A 16674-nucleotide genomic window follows, 5' to 3' on the forward strand; every position below is an offset into this window, starting at 1 on the left:
ACAAAAAATTTTCTTCATATTCCTGTACTCTATTTCGGGTACAGGATTTTTCTTTTTATCACTTCGCTAAAAGCCTCCACCGTTAAAAAAACCGACTAAGGTTTTTAGGTGGTACGTGACAGGCAAAACAAAAAAATCGCCGAAGGCAACCTTTTAAAAATTAAAAATTGCCCTTTTTAATTTTTAACCGCAAAAGAGCCCGGTAGGCGATTGCAATTTCAAAAAATTCCGTAGGATCAATTTTTTGAAATAAAAAACTCCGAGTCAAACGGTGTTAACGCACCTCCCCGGAGTTTGTAAACGGTAATAATGTACAAACCTAAACAAATATTGTGCATTATTCCCACAAAATGAATGTTAATTAATTGCTAATACGTTCCATTATTTAAAGCTATCCTTTAAAAACCCCTGTAAATACAGGGTTCTTTACATACTATAAATTATAGCGCATTAAATACGGTACATTTTAGCATAAAACGCACAATATCAATGATAAACCAAAACTTTTTCGATATCCCATTAAATCAAGGGTTAATAGATTCGTTAACCGTTTTTTTACCTCTTGACAAGATTACAATAATTGATAACCGCCTAACTGACGAGTATATGTGCTATTATCCCGACAACAACGATTCAGGCCTTTTAATTGAGGAACTACACCCGCCAAAACCAATAATGATAAACCACAACGGTATTAATTTCCGAATGAATAAAGTCGTCTTATCAGAACTCAAAGATAAACGAGGTAATATACTCCGTGAACATTCCGAAGCAATTCGCCTAACCCTTACCGCAAAAATGCTACACGGTGAATATTTCCGAGGCATCAATAACGACAATATTAGTCGCATTGTCGATTATATCAACACCACAAATATTATAAAAATAGATACCGAAACCATACTTAATTCACCCTGTAATGATATCGATATTTGTATTAATTACAGGCTTGATTTTGATATTTTCAAGGAATCCCGAAAGTTCTTATACAACCTCGTTAAAGATTCAAAAAAGCATGCTGTGGAACTCTTCCCTGCAAAAGAAACCCAAAAAATCAATAAAAATATAGGTTTGATATATGGCGACCGTGAAAAGGGTCTTATTTCAACACCTTTTTGTAAATTCTACAACAAAGAAAACGAACTACTTACAAAATCAGCCGAGTTTTATAATATCTATCTTTTTCCTCAACTCAAATACGGCTTATCAATAAAAAACCTAATCAGAAAAGAAATTACACTACGAAATAACGAGCAAAAAAAGAATCTTATAAAAAATGGTCAAGTAAACAAAGATAATCCCCTAAAAACGCTTAAAAACATTCTCGATATAACACAAGACCAACTTACTGAAATATGTAACTCAACATTAAGATATTACTATGACAAAAAACAATTTTCAATCCCTGACGACCTCAAACCCCTTGAAAAGATATTGGCGGGATACATGCAACAGATTATTAACCTTGGCGGTGATAAACTTGCTCTTATTGCTCCCCTTGATAGTATATCTTGCAAGGTCACCAAGTCGAGAACAAAAGCCAAAATCGACGAACTAATCAAAATAGTTTTCTCCGACGATTACATAAAAAAACAGGCTCAAAAAAACGAATTTATGAACGACTTTTTAAAGCTTCAATCCATTTGGTAAAAAACCCCCTTGGCGGGGCTATGTGATAGCCCCGATAAGTTAATAAAAATGTTAACCATAAAAATTAAAATTATGACAAAACAGCAACTAAAAACACAATTAGTAAACCTTTATGTATTACAAGCTAAACTTAAGAAACTAACATCAAATGAGGCTTACGAAAACTACCATTTTATATCGGGTCAAATAAAAGTCTTAGAAACTTTAATTAATGGGCAAAAATTCATTAATAATAACCATGTCAACGAATTTATCACTTATGAAAACGAAAGAAAAAAACGCTCTTTCTTCTAAAGGCACACGTCCTACAATGGTACAACGTGCCGAAAATGACAAAGGATATAGCTACAAATTAAAAAACGGTGAATTTCTATATTTTCCCGATAAAAAATTTCCCGTTGACGATATCGGGAAAAATGGCCAAACAAAGTTAATATTATAAAAAGGGCGGGTTGCACCCCGCCCCAACAAAATCCCTACGTTATGTCAAAAATTTCAGAATTTCGCATTTTATCAATTAAAGATTTTATGATATTACTTGAAGTATCAGAAACAACTGCGAAGCAATATCGAAAAGATTTAAGAGAACACTTAAGACTTGAAAAAAAGCCAATACTTTTTATTCATTTCAAGCGATATTTTAACATAAATGACGCCAAGGTATAAAAATAGTCTTAAATGGGTCGTAAATAGTCGGGTTTAAATACTCGACTTTTTTTATTTATCACCTTTGAATCATTATTAATACCAACTTTAAAAAACATCTTTATGTTATTGAAACGTGTATCGGGTACATCAAAGGACAAAATTGTAACCCAAACAGAATTAAGTAAATTGGTACTTCTCACAAACATGACCTTTAACGGTTTACAGGATGAGAAAATCCAAATTACTATTGAACGAAATGGCGGGAAATCAATTTCCGTTCATCCAAAGCCTGTAAATCTTCGCCAATATATTTTGGCATCAACTTACGGCCAAAATGCAATTTGCGCATTCCCTACGGCGCATTACTCAGGACACAATATGTCCGTAGTTCTTGACTTGACCGTAGCGGGTAACGTTGAACTTGTCGACTCAGACAAAATCGTCGTAGAATTATCAAACTTGAATGAAGACCCAGACATTTACTACGAATTTCGTGGGATTCAGTCCGAAGATGGAAATGGCGACGATTCAGATATTTACATCTTCGAGCCAAAAGTAATTCCCGATTACGAAGAAAATTTCAACCTCAATGTTGACAAATACGACGTATGCGTTATCCCTGACCTTAATACAATTCGCGAAATCAATTTCACCCATGCGTTAACTCGTCAGGTAACTAAGCGCGACCCAATTTGTCTACGTGCCGAGCATATCGATTTTGACCCTGTCGGAATCGTTTACCAAAACGGTAACGTTCGCACAAGCGACCCCAATTTTTTACAATTGGATACAGACGAGTTAATTAATATTAACGTGGTCAAGGAATTGACAGCGGGTCAAAACATCGATGTTTTGTTTCGTAAATCAGTTTCACAGGCACAATTAGGACTAAAATAGTAACCTATGGGATTTTTTAAAAGAATCGGTAAGGGAATCGGAAAAGGTATCAAAGGTGCGGGTAAATTCATCAAGAAAAACGCCACATTTAAGAACCTTGTATCTCTTGCCTCAAATTTTGACCCCTCGGGCATTGTTGGCGGTTTACAGGCCAAACACGAAGCAAAAAAGCAAGAACAGCAAGCATTGGCCGAAATGCAACAAAATCCTGAGTTTAACCAATTACCCGCTACTGAACAGGTAATGTTAGTAAAAAACCACGTTGGCGCACAAAACGCCCAAGCAATTGCCACGGCTTCAGATATTGCACAAAAACGAGGTATCACAATTGGCGAAGTTTTACAAGGTGCTGCGGGTGGTGCTTTACAGGGTGCAGGCTCTGTAATGGCGGGCGATACAAAAGTAGCTACCACGGGCGGAACCCTTACACAAAATGTGTTTATGAATTGGCTTAAACGCTTTTGGTATATCCCTCTCGGCATTGTTGTAATTCTTGCCCTCGTATGGCGTAAACTCGCAAACCCTCAAAGCGGACGAACCTACCGCAGACGATAAAAATACATGAAAACAACCCTTTTAACAGGTGGCCTTGGCATCGGGATGATGCAAGCCATACAGCAAGTTGACCCGGCACAAACGGTCAACCTCTTAAGTACTATCGTTGTTGCGGTCGTTACTTTAATTCGATTGTTTAAAAAAGACAAACCAAAAAACCAATAAATCATGCAAAGAAATAAACGCATCAGTACAGACCGTTTCGGTAACCCTTATCAAGTTATTGGCTTGAAAGATACAAAAGGCACAGGCTTCCCAAAAGGTTACGTTGAGTTAGGCGGAAAACTTTACAAATTAGAGCATTCACCCTCACAAAAAGAAGGTGTTGAAGCTTGGATTCGTGTTACAAAAGTTGACCAAAAACAACGTCAAACCTCAATGTAATGAAGTCAATCATTAATTTCCTATCTGCGTGCCGTGATTATATCGATTATGGCTACGCTTTACTCGACTCGCTTAACTATACCGTTAAGCGTTTCGAGGAAGTAGGCAAAAAACAAAAAACCGATGTTAACGACAAAGGAAATAGCCCTGAATCTAATAATCCCGCATGAAGGGTTATATAGTGCCTCCCCTACCGGGTTGGTACGAGTAAAGGACAAAAAAACACCTATTTATCCCTATCGTGATCCCTCGGGAGTATGGACAATTGGTTTTGGGACTACAATTTACCCCGACGGTAAACCCGTCCGTAAAACAGACCCGCCAATTACATACGAAAAGGCTGTCGAATTTATGCTTTTGCACATCGACAACGACCTTAAGAATCTTAAAAAGTATCTTCCACAACGTTTAACACGTTATCAGGTTGCATCCTTGTTAAGTCTTTCTTATAACATTGGTTGGCCAAGATTAGCCCGTACAAAGGCAACTAAAGGTCTACTACATGTAATTAACGAAAACCCCGACGATTTTAACCGAATTGAACCATTATTCAAACAATATCAATTTGCTAACGGTCGTCGCCTCTCAGGACTAATTAAACGTCGAAACGACGAATTCAAAACTTATAAAAAAAAAGTATCTTCATCATGTTTGACAAAATCAAAAATTTCGTAACTGAAAAGCCCGCAATTGCTGTTGCTATCGCTGTGGGTCTTGTAGTTGTAATTTGGAAAGTAGTTTTACCTATGTTCCGTAAAAAATAATCTACTATGCGCAGAACTTCACCTACTTCAAAATTTGCGCTATTTTTCAAGGCCAATTGGGTTCAACTCCTTTTGGCTTTACTTTTTTTCCTCTTTGTTTTCCCATGGATTTACAGAAAAGCACAAGACGCAATTTCATCATTTAAGCAAAACAAACAGGATAACGCTACCGACGAATTGAAAAATCAAATCGATAACGCAATAAAAGTAAATAGCGCTGAAAATTCAACTGCAAACCCTGTTACACGTACACAAAAACAAACCGCAGTAGCTAAAAAATACAAGTCTAAACGACTTTCAAAAGCCAAAATGCGCGAACTCGCAAATATTTCAGAAAACATCGCAATAGCTTTTGGAACTAATGCCGAGGAAAACGGCTCACTTTTAGGCGTTGATTTTTTCGGAGACGTACCGAAAACTTTTTCAGCAATGACCGAGGACGAGAAAGAAGCTATTAAGCAATTGAAAAAAGTACCTGGCACATTCGGCATTGTCGCCGACTATTACTACAACGTCTACACTCGTAGCCGTAATCTTAAGACCGATATTAAACGGTTTCTTACTACTTCACAAATTCAAGAACTCCGAGACCATTATAAAAAATATGGAATCCGTAACGTAATCTAATATGCAAAGTCTACACGCTTATTTATCCGATTATAATCTTGCAATTTACGCACAAAACAATAACTTAAGACCAAAACAATTAGTCCTTTTGTACGTAAATGAACACGGATTATTAAAACAAACCCCCGTTATCTCAGCACCTAAACCAAATGGCGAAAACATGATGGGCGTAATTTTTGACGAAGAAGCTTTTTGTTTAGGTGTTTATGTAAATGGTGTACAAGTCAATGCAACCGAATTGCGTAGTCAATTCACTCCAAAGGAGTTATATTTTATGAATTTAAATTCAAAAACTCCCGTTCCTTTACCTTTTGCACCTGAACTGCTTACTGAACAGGATTTTAGGCCACGAGGCTCCGTGCTTCTTATGCCTTACATTATGCCTTAAGAGAATTTTTTTATCCTTTTATTTGCCTAATTAAAAATTTCTTTATATTTGGGCATCATTTAGCGATGATAAACGGTAAAAATTTATGAATAAAGGACAAAAAATTTTCTTCATATTCCTGTACTCTATTTCGGGTACAGGATTTTTCTTTTTATCACTTCGCTAAAAGCCTCCACCGTTAAAAAAACCGACTAAGGTTTTTAGGTGGTACGTGACAGGCAAAACAAAAAAATCGCCGAAGGCAACCTTTTAAAAATTAAAAATTGCCCTTTTTAATTTTTAACCGCAAAAGAGCCCGGTAGGCGATTGCAATTTCAAAAAATTCCGTAGGATCAATTTTTTGAAATAAAAAACTCCGAGTCAAACGGTGTTAGCGCACCTCCCCGGAGTTTGTAAACGGTAATAATGTACAAACCTAAACAAATATTGTGCATTATTCCCACAAAATGAATGTTAATTAATTGCTAATACGTTCCATTATTTAAAGCTATCCTTTAAAAACCCCTGTAAATACAGGGTTCTTTACATACTATAAATTATAGTTTATTCGTATTGATTTTTAAAGCAAACATATTTGTACATATTTTCTTACTAATAAAATGAGTTAATTGCATTTCACCGATGTTTTTGGAATTAAACTACATTTCATCGGTATTATATGTCATTTTATCTATATTTTTATTGAGTTGATTTTTCCCCCAAGAAATGAACAACTCCAAATCTATCGTAACTTAACCGAACATTGCGTATGAAAACTTTTTGGATTTCCCTCAGTATTTTGTTCATACAATGGACAGTAGCTCAAAATTCAACCGTAAATTACCAACCCTCCACAGAAGTAATTGCCAATCCTGAGCGCGGTTTTTTCAAATTTACCGAAACCCATTCCAACGCCTATACAGCGTTAAATACCACCACGTTAACCAATTACCGCATAAATCAAAAAATTAGTTTGATTTACCGTGTGTTTTATTTAGAGAATTTCATAAACAGTCCCATTTCTAGTGCATACCTCGCACAAATGCAATTGGATTTTGATAAGGTTCGTGCTGCAGGTTTGAAATGCATCATCCGGTTTGCTTATTCTGATAATGAAGACGCCATGCAACGTGATGCTTCCAAGGCAATGATGTTAACTCATATTCAGCAAATTGCTCCTTTATTGCAAGCCAACGAGGATGTAATCAGTGTGATGCAAGCGGGATTTATCGGACTTTGGGGCGAATGGTACTACACCAGCCAAGCTGAATTTGGTGGCTGGGGCTACAACCAAACCGATTTGACCCCTGCCAATAACAACCATAGAAAAGACATTTTGAATGCCATTTTGAATGCACTTCCTGCCAGTCGCATGGTTCAAATACGCTATCCTGCCTTCAAACAACAAATGTATTCCAATACCGCTTTATCGTCAACACAAGGATTTTCACAAACCCAAGTGGCGCGAATCGGTCACCACAACGATTGTTTTTTAGCCAGTGCAACCGATTATGGCACGTACGAAAATCCTACCACACAATACCCGTATTTGGAGCAAGAAACCAAGTTTGTCCCTATGGGCGGAGAAACTTGTGCTGTGAATTTACCTCGCTCTGGATGTGCAACTGCCGTTGAAGAATTGGCAAAATTCCATTGGTCGTTCATGAATATCGATTATTTCCCTGGTGTTATCAATGGATTTGAGAGCAATAATTGCTTTACCGACATGGAAAAAAAGTTGGGTTATCGTTTTGAAATGCGCAGTAGCACTTTGCCTCAAAATGCTGTTTTAGGGGCTACCATACCCGTCTCGTTACGTTTGGTCAACACGGGGTATGCGGCGCCCTACAATGCCCGCACTGTGGCTTTGGTATTAAAAAATAACACGACACAACAATACATCTCCTTGCCCATGAATACCGATCCCCGACGATGGTTGGGCACTACAGAGATCGTGGTTTCTGAAAACATTCCGCTTCCCACTTCGTTACCGGTGGGGAATTACAGTGTGTATTTGCACGTAGCCGATGCGAGTCCCAGTCTCACCAACCGTCCTGAATATGCCATTCGTTTGGCCAATCAAAATATGTGGGATGCTACAACGGGCTTCAATAATTTGAATTTCAATATCAATGTTACTGCGCCCTTGGCTTTAGCCGACATCGCAAACCCACAAGCAGTCATTTATCCTGTACCTGCACAAGACCTTTTAACGATTCAATTAACCAATATCGAATCGTACACCATTGCCTTGTACAATGCGTTAGGACAAAAAATAACGACCAAAAAAACGCAACAATCTGACAAGGTTATTCTTGATGTTAAAGGATTAAGTAATGGCGTATATTTTGTTGATATAGAAAAAGATGGGATAAAAGATACACGACCCATTGTTTTGGGTGATGACTAAAAAAAGGGATTCGATTGAATCCCTTTTTTGTTATCGTTTTTTCCGTGGTTTAAAATTATGCTTTATCCCTAGCATGACATTGTTGGAATAAAACTTATCCTGCTCATACAATTCAAAATTGATCGTAAACGCAGTGAAATCCATCAATTGATAGCTCATTAACGATGTTAGACGTTTGAAATCACTGCTAAAGGTATCGTGGAATATTCCGCCTTCAACATTGATATTGAAGTTGTCCGTTCCAAATTCAAACCCAACACCGCCTCCGGTATAAAAGCGATCTTTCAGCATCCAATACGGAAAACCTACAGCCAAATCACGGCTTCCCCAATAGCCATGGGTTTCTAGAAATGGTAGTATTTTGAATTTTCGAACTTTACGGTTGTCCCAAACAAAACGTACAGTCAATTCGGCATTGAATGCGTCGTCAAATTCTTCAAACAATAAGGACCCATCGGGTAATTCCGTGACTACGGTTCGCATGATATCTGTTTCTCTTGGATCGGGATTGCGTTCAACTAGAGTTCTGGTGAGCAATCCGTCGGTGTAATAATTGGCCTCAAAATTTAAAGAAGCCTCTATCCTATTGAAAAAATGACGGTCATGATAGCCCCGTAATTGAATGTTGTAAATCTTTTCATTCAATCCTCCGGAGGTTTCCGCTGGGAAAAAACTTAAATCGGCTGTTTTATAAGACTTCTCTTTTCCATGACTAAATCCAATACCTCCTTGGACAAAACCATTAGAAAAACGATCCATTTCAAAACGTCCTCTTGCCCAATACTGTGGTTTTCCATCAACGACTGCCGTTGTAAACTTATACTCCAATCCAACGGTATAGTTAAATAGATTGGACGTATAAATTTCATCCACAAACTCTAATTTATAGTATTCATTATAGGCAATTCCGAAACTATGAATTCGATTTTTACGGTCATAACGATTGTAGGTAAACAAATTTTTCAGAATAGCGGGATCGTCTTGGTTGGTTTCCATCGCTGCATTAAACTCGACAAAATCCCCAAAATTTAAACGCAATTCCTTTTGCAACTTTTTCAAAACTTCGGGATAAAATAAAGCACTATGATTGGCTATCAAGTCCTGTTGCAACTCGGTTTTTTCATAGGGAACATCGGTGTTCAACATTTTTCGCACCGTCTCTTTCTCGGGAGAATCGTTCATGCCATTCGCAATAATCCAACTCTCTTTGAATTGCCCTTGGTCGTGATAATAACTCACCATCAGTGACTTTGCTTCTTGATCGTTCGGATTTTTGGCGATGTACTCCTTGTACAACGGTTCAACCAATTTATACTGGCGGGTTTCCAACAACCAATTCATTTTTTGGGCAAATACAATTTCTTTCGCATAATCTGCCCAAGCCAAAGCTGCGGTATAGTTTTCTTCATCGGCATACATCCAAACAATCGTATCGGCCAGATCACTCCATTCGGCACTCGGGCTAAGCGTCATGATTTCTTTTTTGGCGGCTACAGGATCTACATCCAATAAATGCTGAATATACGCCATTTTATGGGCTGTGGTAGGTTCTAATCGCGCTATCGTTTGCAAGGCGGTTCTAATTTTTGGCTCAAAGGCTTCAATGTCAAAATTGGCGACATACTCTTTCCATAAGGGCACGGCATCAGGTTTTACTTTCAACTGTTCCCACATCCATTTTTCTTTATCAGCATCGTGTAAATAGCCAATTTGACGATCTAATTCGGCCGAATACATGACATTATTTTCACTGGGATACTTTTGAACATGCTGACTGTAAAAGTCCCAAACCTCCTTCCCTTTTTCCTCCCACGATAGCATTTTGGCATATTTATTCCACTGGACCGAATCGATTTCACGGGTATTGGCTAAACGCTCTCGAAAGGCTTTTCGATAGGCCATCTCTTGCGCAATTTGCAAATCATCCCAGTATTTTCCGGATTGGTAATCTCGTAATTCGGATTGGAAGGTTTGGTAGGCCGCCATAACCTCTTTTTTCACTTCGGCCAACGCCAATGACGATTGGGTTGTTTTTGGGAATAAATCGGGTAAACTAATCTCTTGTTTTGGTGTTGCAACGCTTAACAAATACCCGTTTAGCATTGGCGTTTGATGTACGGTATAACCCTTGCTTTTCAGGGCATTGCTGTAAATGCCAACATGCGTTTGTTCTGAAAAAATCGACCAATAATTTTGGGGTTGAGCATACGAGGTGGTGGCTTTAACCGAATACATACCGTCTACAGATTCATGCTTCATTTGCGAGGCACGCCAAGCCCATACCAATTTACCTCCAGTTCTTCCGTCGGTGAAGCGCAAAAGCGGATATTGTTTTTTAAAATTGATGATGAATTTTCTAAACTCGGGAAACATGGCTTTATCGCTGTTTGCCGACTTGCGCCACCCATAGGTTTTTTGGTTTCGTAAACTGTACCCGCCCGAGGTTTTATCGGCTGTAGCAGGAATTTGATAGATGTCATCAGGATGCACAAAATGGTTCCATATTCCCGTGATCAAATACAAGGATTGAATGGTATATTCTTCGTCTTCCGAGAAGTAGAATCCACTGGAAATCCGCGGATAATCAAAAAATTGTTTCTCGTAGGGATCAAAATCAAACTCACGGTCCCCTCCTACGGGTTTTTCGCCCAGATACAAGCTACACATAAACTGTAATGAAGGCATAGACTCTTTCAACAACTTAAGTCCAGTCGCATCAATAATGTTGGAGGGCGGCACATACGTAGCTGGTAAGCTCCCGTAGTTGTTGATTTCCCATTTCTTTTTGACCGTATTCATGGCCATAGGAATAAACTTAGGATTGGTCCACAATTTCTTGGTTAAAGAAACGTGATTATACCCGTGAAAAGCCATTTCGTGACCGTTCTTTTTTACATCATCGACCAACCAATCCGACAATGATTCGACCTTATCGCGCTTGTTCGTTTTCAACAAATTCCATTGATCCAACGTAAACGGAGGCACAATTTTGTTTCGGTAATCAAAGGTCAACATCGCTGCATAAGGAATGTCAAACTCTTTGGCTAGTTTCCGCATATCGGGCCACCACACATCCGATACAAACTCGGCTGTCGTTTTGTTCATTTCGGTCAATACGGGTTCGGCTTTGATATCGTATTGGGGCGCGGGAAAATCATCGAGAAAAAGAGTCGAGGTATTGGCCACTGCATACGGCACACCTTCGATCCCTTTTAAAATTCCCACAAACAAGAAACCACGGTCAATTTTGGTAAAATCAAATGAAGTATTGTAAAATAACACCCGCCCCTTCCCTATCGGATTTTCAATGATGGTGGGGTAATTGGGATTATTGGCCGCCGTAGCCAAGACTTTGATGGAGGGACTAAAATTATCGGGGGTAAAACCATAAAGCGGAATCTCTTTGCCAATTTTCTTTCCAGTCATCCCGGGAAATACAGGCGTAGTATAATGCCAGCCTTTGGAGGTTGTATCGGTTTCCCAATTAGCCCGAGATTGAAATCCTAGCAAAAAGGCAAATCGATGATCTTCAACGGCAAAAGGCACATAAACGGTTCCTCCACGCAACACAAAATCCAATAAAACAGGAATTCCAGCCGATTCTACCCGTTTGGTATTGTGAATCATAACCACCCGAACAGATGCTGGAATACTGGGTTGTGCATTCCAACCATCAATATCTGTAGCTCGAAAAGGAAGTTTGGTGTAGTCGCAAGATTTTTGAATAGCCTCAGAATAGGCTTTACTGCTTTTCGATTTTGCATCCAACAACGTTAGCACTACGGGTTGATCACTCATACCAGGTAAGGCGTAGGGCTGAAGATTTTCAAACGTTTCTTCTTGTTCATTTTTCAGCAAATCAAATGACAAGTCACTCCAATCCTCGCGTTTGCCACAACTTTGCAACAATAGGACGAGACTAATGAAAAAGAGTACAACGTGTTTATGTAGGTAGGTTGTTTTCATGGGTAGGCTATTTAAAAATGATATCCGAGATTTTGCTTTCATTCGGATTGTTGACCACTTCATACACGGTTAATAAGGGTGAACGGTAAAATACATTGACTTCACGTCCACGGTCTTTCAGCGTTTGAAGTTGCTTCATTAAGGGATCATAATACTTTATATTTTCGGAAAATGAGGAGTTATCCCGAGGGTGATTTTTATCTAAAACAAAAACCAAAACACTTTTGGATAAAATTTGATCCGGATTGCTTTGTAAAATTTTCTTATTCTTTTTAATACGTTCGTATTGTGCGTCTTTTTCCAGGTATTGGCTTAGGAAATCCTCGTAATTCATGAAAAAATGCGAATTATTACTGATTACCTGCGTTGCCCGATCGTTGACAATCGTATAGGTGTAGCTAAAGTACGTTTTGGCAATGTTATCGTAGGCATTCAACATGTATTTGGGCGTCGCATCGGAGGGCGTAAGCTGTTGGAGAAACGACTTTTGAAAAGTAAATGCACCGTACAACATGCCTACAAAAGTAAGTCCCATGAAAATTGGCGTAAATCGGAACCATGGAAAAGGGATGATTTGAAACAGTCGAATCAACATAGCGACCGTAAATCCAAGCACAATGGGAATGAATACCACAAATGAATTGTAAAGCAAGTCGCGATCGAGCCATTCACTTTTAATATGGGTAACGATAACCAACACATTGAAATACATAAAAAAGGCCAACGGTCCTCTCCCCTTCTCTTTTTGAAAAAAATAAAGGATTGCCCATAAAACGGTTCCAATCATGGCACACCATTGCGTATAGTAGATAATCGTTTTATACGGTAAAATAAGTTGCGGTAAATATGTATAGGCGCTTACCGACAGCATATTGGATTGAATAAAATAATCCAAAGGCACTTTTTGTGAAGCACAGGCGAAGTAATAAATCGTTAAAATTACACCTACGGAAAACCCATAAATAGCCAACACCCGAAGATTGTATTTTTTAACACTCCAGGACGTTGTAAACAGTCCAATCACCAAAAACAAAGGAACCAAAATGAAAAAAGTAATCAAATCAGTAAGTCCAACGGAAACAAAAACAGCAAAAAAACTAAACAAATAGTTGAGCGTACTCCCGTTAAATTGTTTGGGTTGAATGTAAAATACAAAAGCAGGCAAGGCAAAAGCCAAGGCGAGAAATAAAGGATTTCCTTTGAGTAAATAGTAAACATTAATGGGCGTAATCACATAAACCAAGGCAAAAAACAAGGCCGCCAACAATGGCGCGATGTATCGTGAAGGTGCCAAACGATGAATCACCCAAAACACGATGAGAGCCAAAATAGTAGATTCGAGTATGGCAATGACTTGCAACGCGATAATCGGACTCACATCGGTTACTTTACTGTAAAAATTGGCAAGCGCCAACTCGGCATCGGTGGCTAGTTCATAGGTAAACCAATACTGATTGTCAAAATTGATCAATTTTGTCAAATCATTAATCCAAGCATCCGATAGCGAATAATTGTCGTATTGTACAAAATAGTAACGACTTAAAAAGGCAGTAATTCCGATGAAAATGGGGGTGAAAAATAGAATCCAATTTTGCGTTCGTTGTTCGGGTGCACTTTTTCGAAAGGACAACCAATACAGAAGTGGTTTTTTGGTTTCTACAAATTTCAAATAGCGTAACGAATGCTCTTTAAATTTTTGGGTAAAATATGAGCGTGGACGAATAATATTTTTCCAACCCAACCAATCAATGAGCAATAGCAAGGTAAAAATGACAAAACAGTTGAAAAGATTGTAGGCCCCCACTTCGACCAACACAAATAAGGTAAGCGTTAACACCGCAGCATAACGATACCAATTGAGTACGATAAAGTCCAACAAATGCAAACGTTGGTCTACGGCTATGAATTTTCGACTTAAGTAAAATAGAAATAAGACGATCACACACAAACGCACAAACCCCATTAAAATCGAACTGCTCCAGAATAATTCCATACTACTTAGTGTTTTGGGGTAATTTTTGCAAACTGATACTTCCGATGAAAAAATCAAAAGGGGTATCCTCCAGCTCTTTTGCAATATGATTTTTTAACTCCGAACTCTCGGCATACTCAATCAAATGGGTTGGCAATTTATACTTAGCATACAATTGCAACAATTCTTCCCGATAGGATTGGTATTGTTTGGCCGCCCGTAACCGGTATTTTTTTGTTTTAAAATCATAGTCCGTTACCACCGATTCTACCGCCAAAGCGTCCACCCACGGGTACGTTTGTGGCACCAATTCAATTCCGGCATTTTGAATTAAAAATTTAGTGGGATAGGTTTCTCGAATTCGTTTCACAAAAGCGATAAATGCTTCTTTATGTGCCTTTTGCGGACCCCATTGATTGAAATTGTCAAAATTATCCAAAAACAAACCGTCATATCCTTGATCAAACAAACCTTTCATGAGTTGCAACAAGGTAGATTGTGTTTGCTCTTTTCGAATATCAAGGTAGTAGCTATCCCAAATTTCATTTTTACCCAAAGTCGATTGCTGCAATTTTTCAAAATGAGCCGCGTAGCGATTGACTTCTCCCAAACTGATATACGCAATGACTTTTTTATTGTTGGCTTTTAAAACGCGAATATTACTCGGAAAAAAGTGCGCTGCTTCGACCACCACCAAATCATAGCCTTTGACCAATTCGGGTTTGAATTTGCCGTAGCAATACAAAATTTTCATTTTTGGAGGAGATTGTAGAGCCATAAGCACAAGTACGATGAGTAATATGGGAATCCAAAGGGAATTAAAACGCCGCATAATAATGATAATCCAATTGTTTAAAAAAGCTTCGCAAGGCACGACATGTTAGCATCATAAATACAATTGCGCCTACGAGCATACCAAACACACTGTAGTCATAAGCAACGAAACGACTTAAAATAAAACCAACTAAAAAATTGATGATTATGGCATACACAATCGCTTTAAGTGGTTTAATAATTTGTCCTAACGTAAACAAATATAGGGTATTAAGTATTCCCCAAGCCAAAATAATATAGCCAATCCCGCCCACGATAAAAATGGTGAGACATTGTGCTATCATTTCGGGTTTGAAATGGTTTTTTAAGGCCCAAGGCGCTTGCAAAAGGTAAAAAATAAGTCCAAAAGCAAGGATGCCAGTAATCCAAAGCGCTATTACATGAATGCGGTAATTTCGCTGCATTTCAAGGGCATAGTTGGCAATTTGATCAGATGCCGTATTTTTTTGACCAATATCGATAAAGCGTGTAAAAGTAGCAATACTAAACTCTAAGACCCCCGCCAAAAGTAAGAATACCAAAATCGCCAGGTCCATACCCAATTCGTAATTCTTTTCAAAATACACCAAAAAGGGAGGATTGGCTTGTATCCCCGACGACCAGGCCAAAATTCGATCCACAAAAATAAACGCATACAACAGCATTCCATACAGAAAATGACTGTAATTGTGAAATAAAACCACCGGGGTTTTCAAGGGAGCACTATGGGCATTTAGCCCTTTTTTCTGGATGCTTTTAAAGAAAAAGAAAAGAAAAACTTGCGTCACCAAAATCGTGATGGTAATCCCAAACCAATGCGTGATATAAATGGGGTAATCGGAATTATTTTTTAAAAGTAAAGCCGCTACAGTTCCCGCCAAAATTGAAACGGTGATCATCCAGCGTTGCTTTATAGGGTGCAAAGGTGCTAAAATAAGAAGCAACAATCCTACAAAAAAGGCATAACAAAACACAATTAGCAGCACTTCATACGGATAGATATGGAAAAAGAAATTAACCAAGAAAATACCAAAAAGTACTGAGAAAAGGGTCTTCATTCCCAATTTAAACAAGTACGAAATGGTTTGTTGCACCATAGCATAATCCTTGTAGTTCCAGTAAAATGAGGCTTGTTTTCCGATAACTTGTACAAAACCACCGGTTGATACCATTCCGACAATAACGCCCAAAACAACGGCAGTTGATTGAATTTCGTTGAAACCCGTATAGGTCCACAGCGAATAGCCAAACAAGATAATGGCCGCAATTTGAATAAACACCGGGAGAAGGTGAAAAATTCCCAACGAATAATACTGGGAAAACAATTTCATTTTCACCGTTGCATAATCCGAAATAGTAATCGTTTCCCGAGCCTCACTTTCGCGTTCCCGAAAATTGCGCAATGGGATTTCTTGATCTTGCGCCCGAAGGGTTTGATAGATCGCCGCCGCCAAGGCTTCAATAGAGGGATAGCCATAATCGACTGGAGTGTCTTTGGGACGTATGCCCAGCGATTCGATGGCCGCCTCCACCACTTGAGGACTCACAGGTTTCCCAAGTCGGTTTTGCAGTTCGGAGGTAAGGTCTTTTAGATTTTGGGTTTGGTTTTCCATGGTAGGTT

At 38.6% G+C, this 16674-nt stretch carries 14 protein-coding genes; 10 read left to right on the forward strand and 4 right to left on the reverse strand.

Annotation, left to right across the window (positions count from 1 at the left end; genetic code table 11):
* Positions 1 to 489 precede the first annotated feature (489 nt).
* The 10 genes from BUC17_RS04925 (at position 490) to BUC17_RS04965 (ending at position 8302) form a co-directional block, all read left to right on the forward strand.
* Entirely contained in the window at positions 490 to 1650 is a 1161-nt protein-coding gene (locus tag BUC17_RS04925) for a hypothetical protein (protein ID WP_073362216.1), read from the forward strand.
* 259 nt (positions 1651 to 1909) lie between these two features.
* The gene (locus BUC17_RS13975) at positions 1910 to 2092 is read left to right on the forward strand and encodes a hypothetical protein (protein WP_143161716.1); all 183 of its coding nucleotides are present in this window, start codon (positions 1910 to 1912) and stop codon (positions 2090 to 2092) included.
* Between the two features lie 326 nt (positions 2093 to 2418).
* Positions 2419 to 3195, forward strand: coding sequence for a hypothetical protein (locus BUC17_RS04935; protein WP_073362220.1), 777 nt, complete (start codon positions 2419 to 2421; stop codon positions 3193 to 3195).
* A 6-nt stretch (positions 3196 to 3201) separates the two neighbouring features.
* Positions 3202 to 3750 (forward strand): hypothetical protein, encoded by a 549-nt coding sequence (locus BUC17_RS04940; protein ID WP_073362222.1) that lies wholly within the window; start codon positions 3202 to 3204, stop codon positions 3748 to 3750.
* Positions 3751 to 3756: 6 nt separating this feature from the next.
* A complete protein-coding gene (locus tag BUC17_RS14060; protein WP_159433925.1) occupies positions 3757 to 3915 on the forward strand; it encodes a hypothetical protein in 159 nt (52 codons plus the stop codon).
* A 3-nt stretch (positions 3916 to 3918) separates the two neighbouring features.
* Positions 3919 to 4134, forward strand: a complete 216-nt coding sequence (locus BUC17_RS04945) for a hypothetical protein (RefSeq protein ID WP_073362223.1) — start codon at positions 3919 to 3921, stop codon at positions 4132 to 4134.
* A 123-nt stretch (positions 4135 to 4257) separates the two neighbouring features.
* On the forward strand, positions 4258 to 4809 hold the full coding sequence (locus BUC17_RS04950) for a lysozyme (protein WP_073362225.1): 552 nt from the start codon (positions 4258 to 4260) through the stop codon (positions 4807 to 4809).
* Between the two features lie 95 nt (positions 4810 to 4904).
* Positions 4905 to 5525 (forward strand): hypothetical protein, encoded by a 621-nt coding sequence (locus tag BUC17_RS04955; RefSeq protein ID WP_073362227.1) that lies wholly within the window; start codon positions 4905 to 4907, stop codon positions 5523 to 5525.
* 1 nt (position 5526) lies between these two features.
* Positions 5527 to 5913 carry a hypothetical protein gene (locus BUC17_RS04960; protein ID WP_073362229.1) on the forward strand — a complete coding sequence of 129 codons (387 nt, stop codon included), beginning with the start codon at positions 5527 to 5529 and terminating at the stop codon, positions 5911 to 5913.
* Between the two features lie 748 nt (positions 5914 to 6661).
* Positions 6662 to 8302 carry a T9SS type A sorting domain-containing protein gene (locus tag BUC17_RS04965; RefSeq protein WP_073362231.1) on the forward strand — a complete coding sequence of 547 codons (1641 nt, stop codon included), beginning with the start codon at positions 6662 to 6664 and terminating at the stop codon, positions 8300 to 8302.
* Between the two features lie 30 nt (positions 8303 to 8332).
* Here BUC17_RS04965 and BUC17_RS04970 read toward each other — a convergent pair whose 3' ends face one another.
* From BUC17_RS04970 to BUC17_RS04985, 4 genes are all read right to left on the reverse strand, one after another.
* Positions 8333 to 12268: a DUF2194 domain-containing protein gene (locus BUC17_RS04970; RefSeq protein WP_073362232.1), complete on the reverse strand. Its 3936-nt coding sequence runs from the start codon at positions 12266 to 12268 to the stop codon at positions 8333 to 8335.
* Positions 12269 to 12275: 7 nt separating this feature from the next.
* Complete coding sequence (locus tag BUC17_RS04975) at positions 12276 to 14261, reverse strand: hypothetical protein (protein WP_073362234.1); 1986 nt, start codon at positions 14259 to 14261, stop codon at positions 12276 to 12278.
* 1 nt (position 14262) lies between these two features.
* Complete coding sequence (locus BUC17_RS04980) at positions 14263 to 14994, reverse strand: endo alpha-1,4 polygalactosaminidase (RefSeq protein ID WP_159433926.1); 732 nt, start codon at positions 14992 to 14994, stop codon at positions 14263 to 14265.
* Between the two features lie 64 nt (positions 14995 to 15058).
* Entirely contained in the window at positions 15059 to 16666 is a 1608-nt protein-coding gene (locus BUC17_RS04985; RefSeq protein ID WP_073362238.1) for a hypothetical protein, read from the reverse strand.
* Between the last annotated feature and the right edge of the window lie 8 nt (positions 16667 to 16674).

Origin of the sequence: Flavobacterium fontis (genome assembly GCF_900129405.1) — a bacterium.
In the GTDB taxonomy this organism is placed as follows: Bacteria; Bacteroidota; Bacteroidia; order Flavobacteriales; family Flavobacteriaceae; genus Flavobacterium; species Flavobacterium fontis.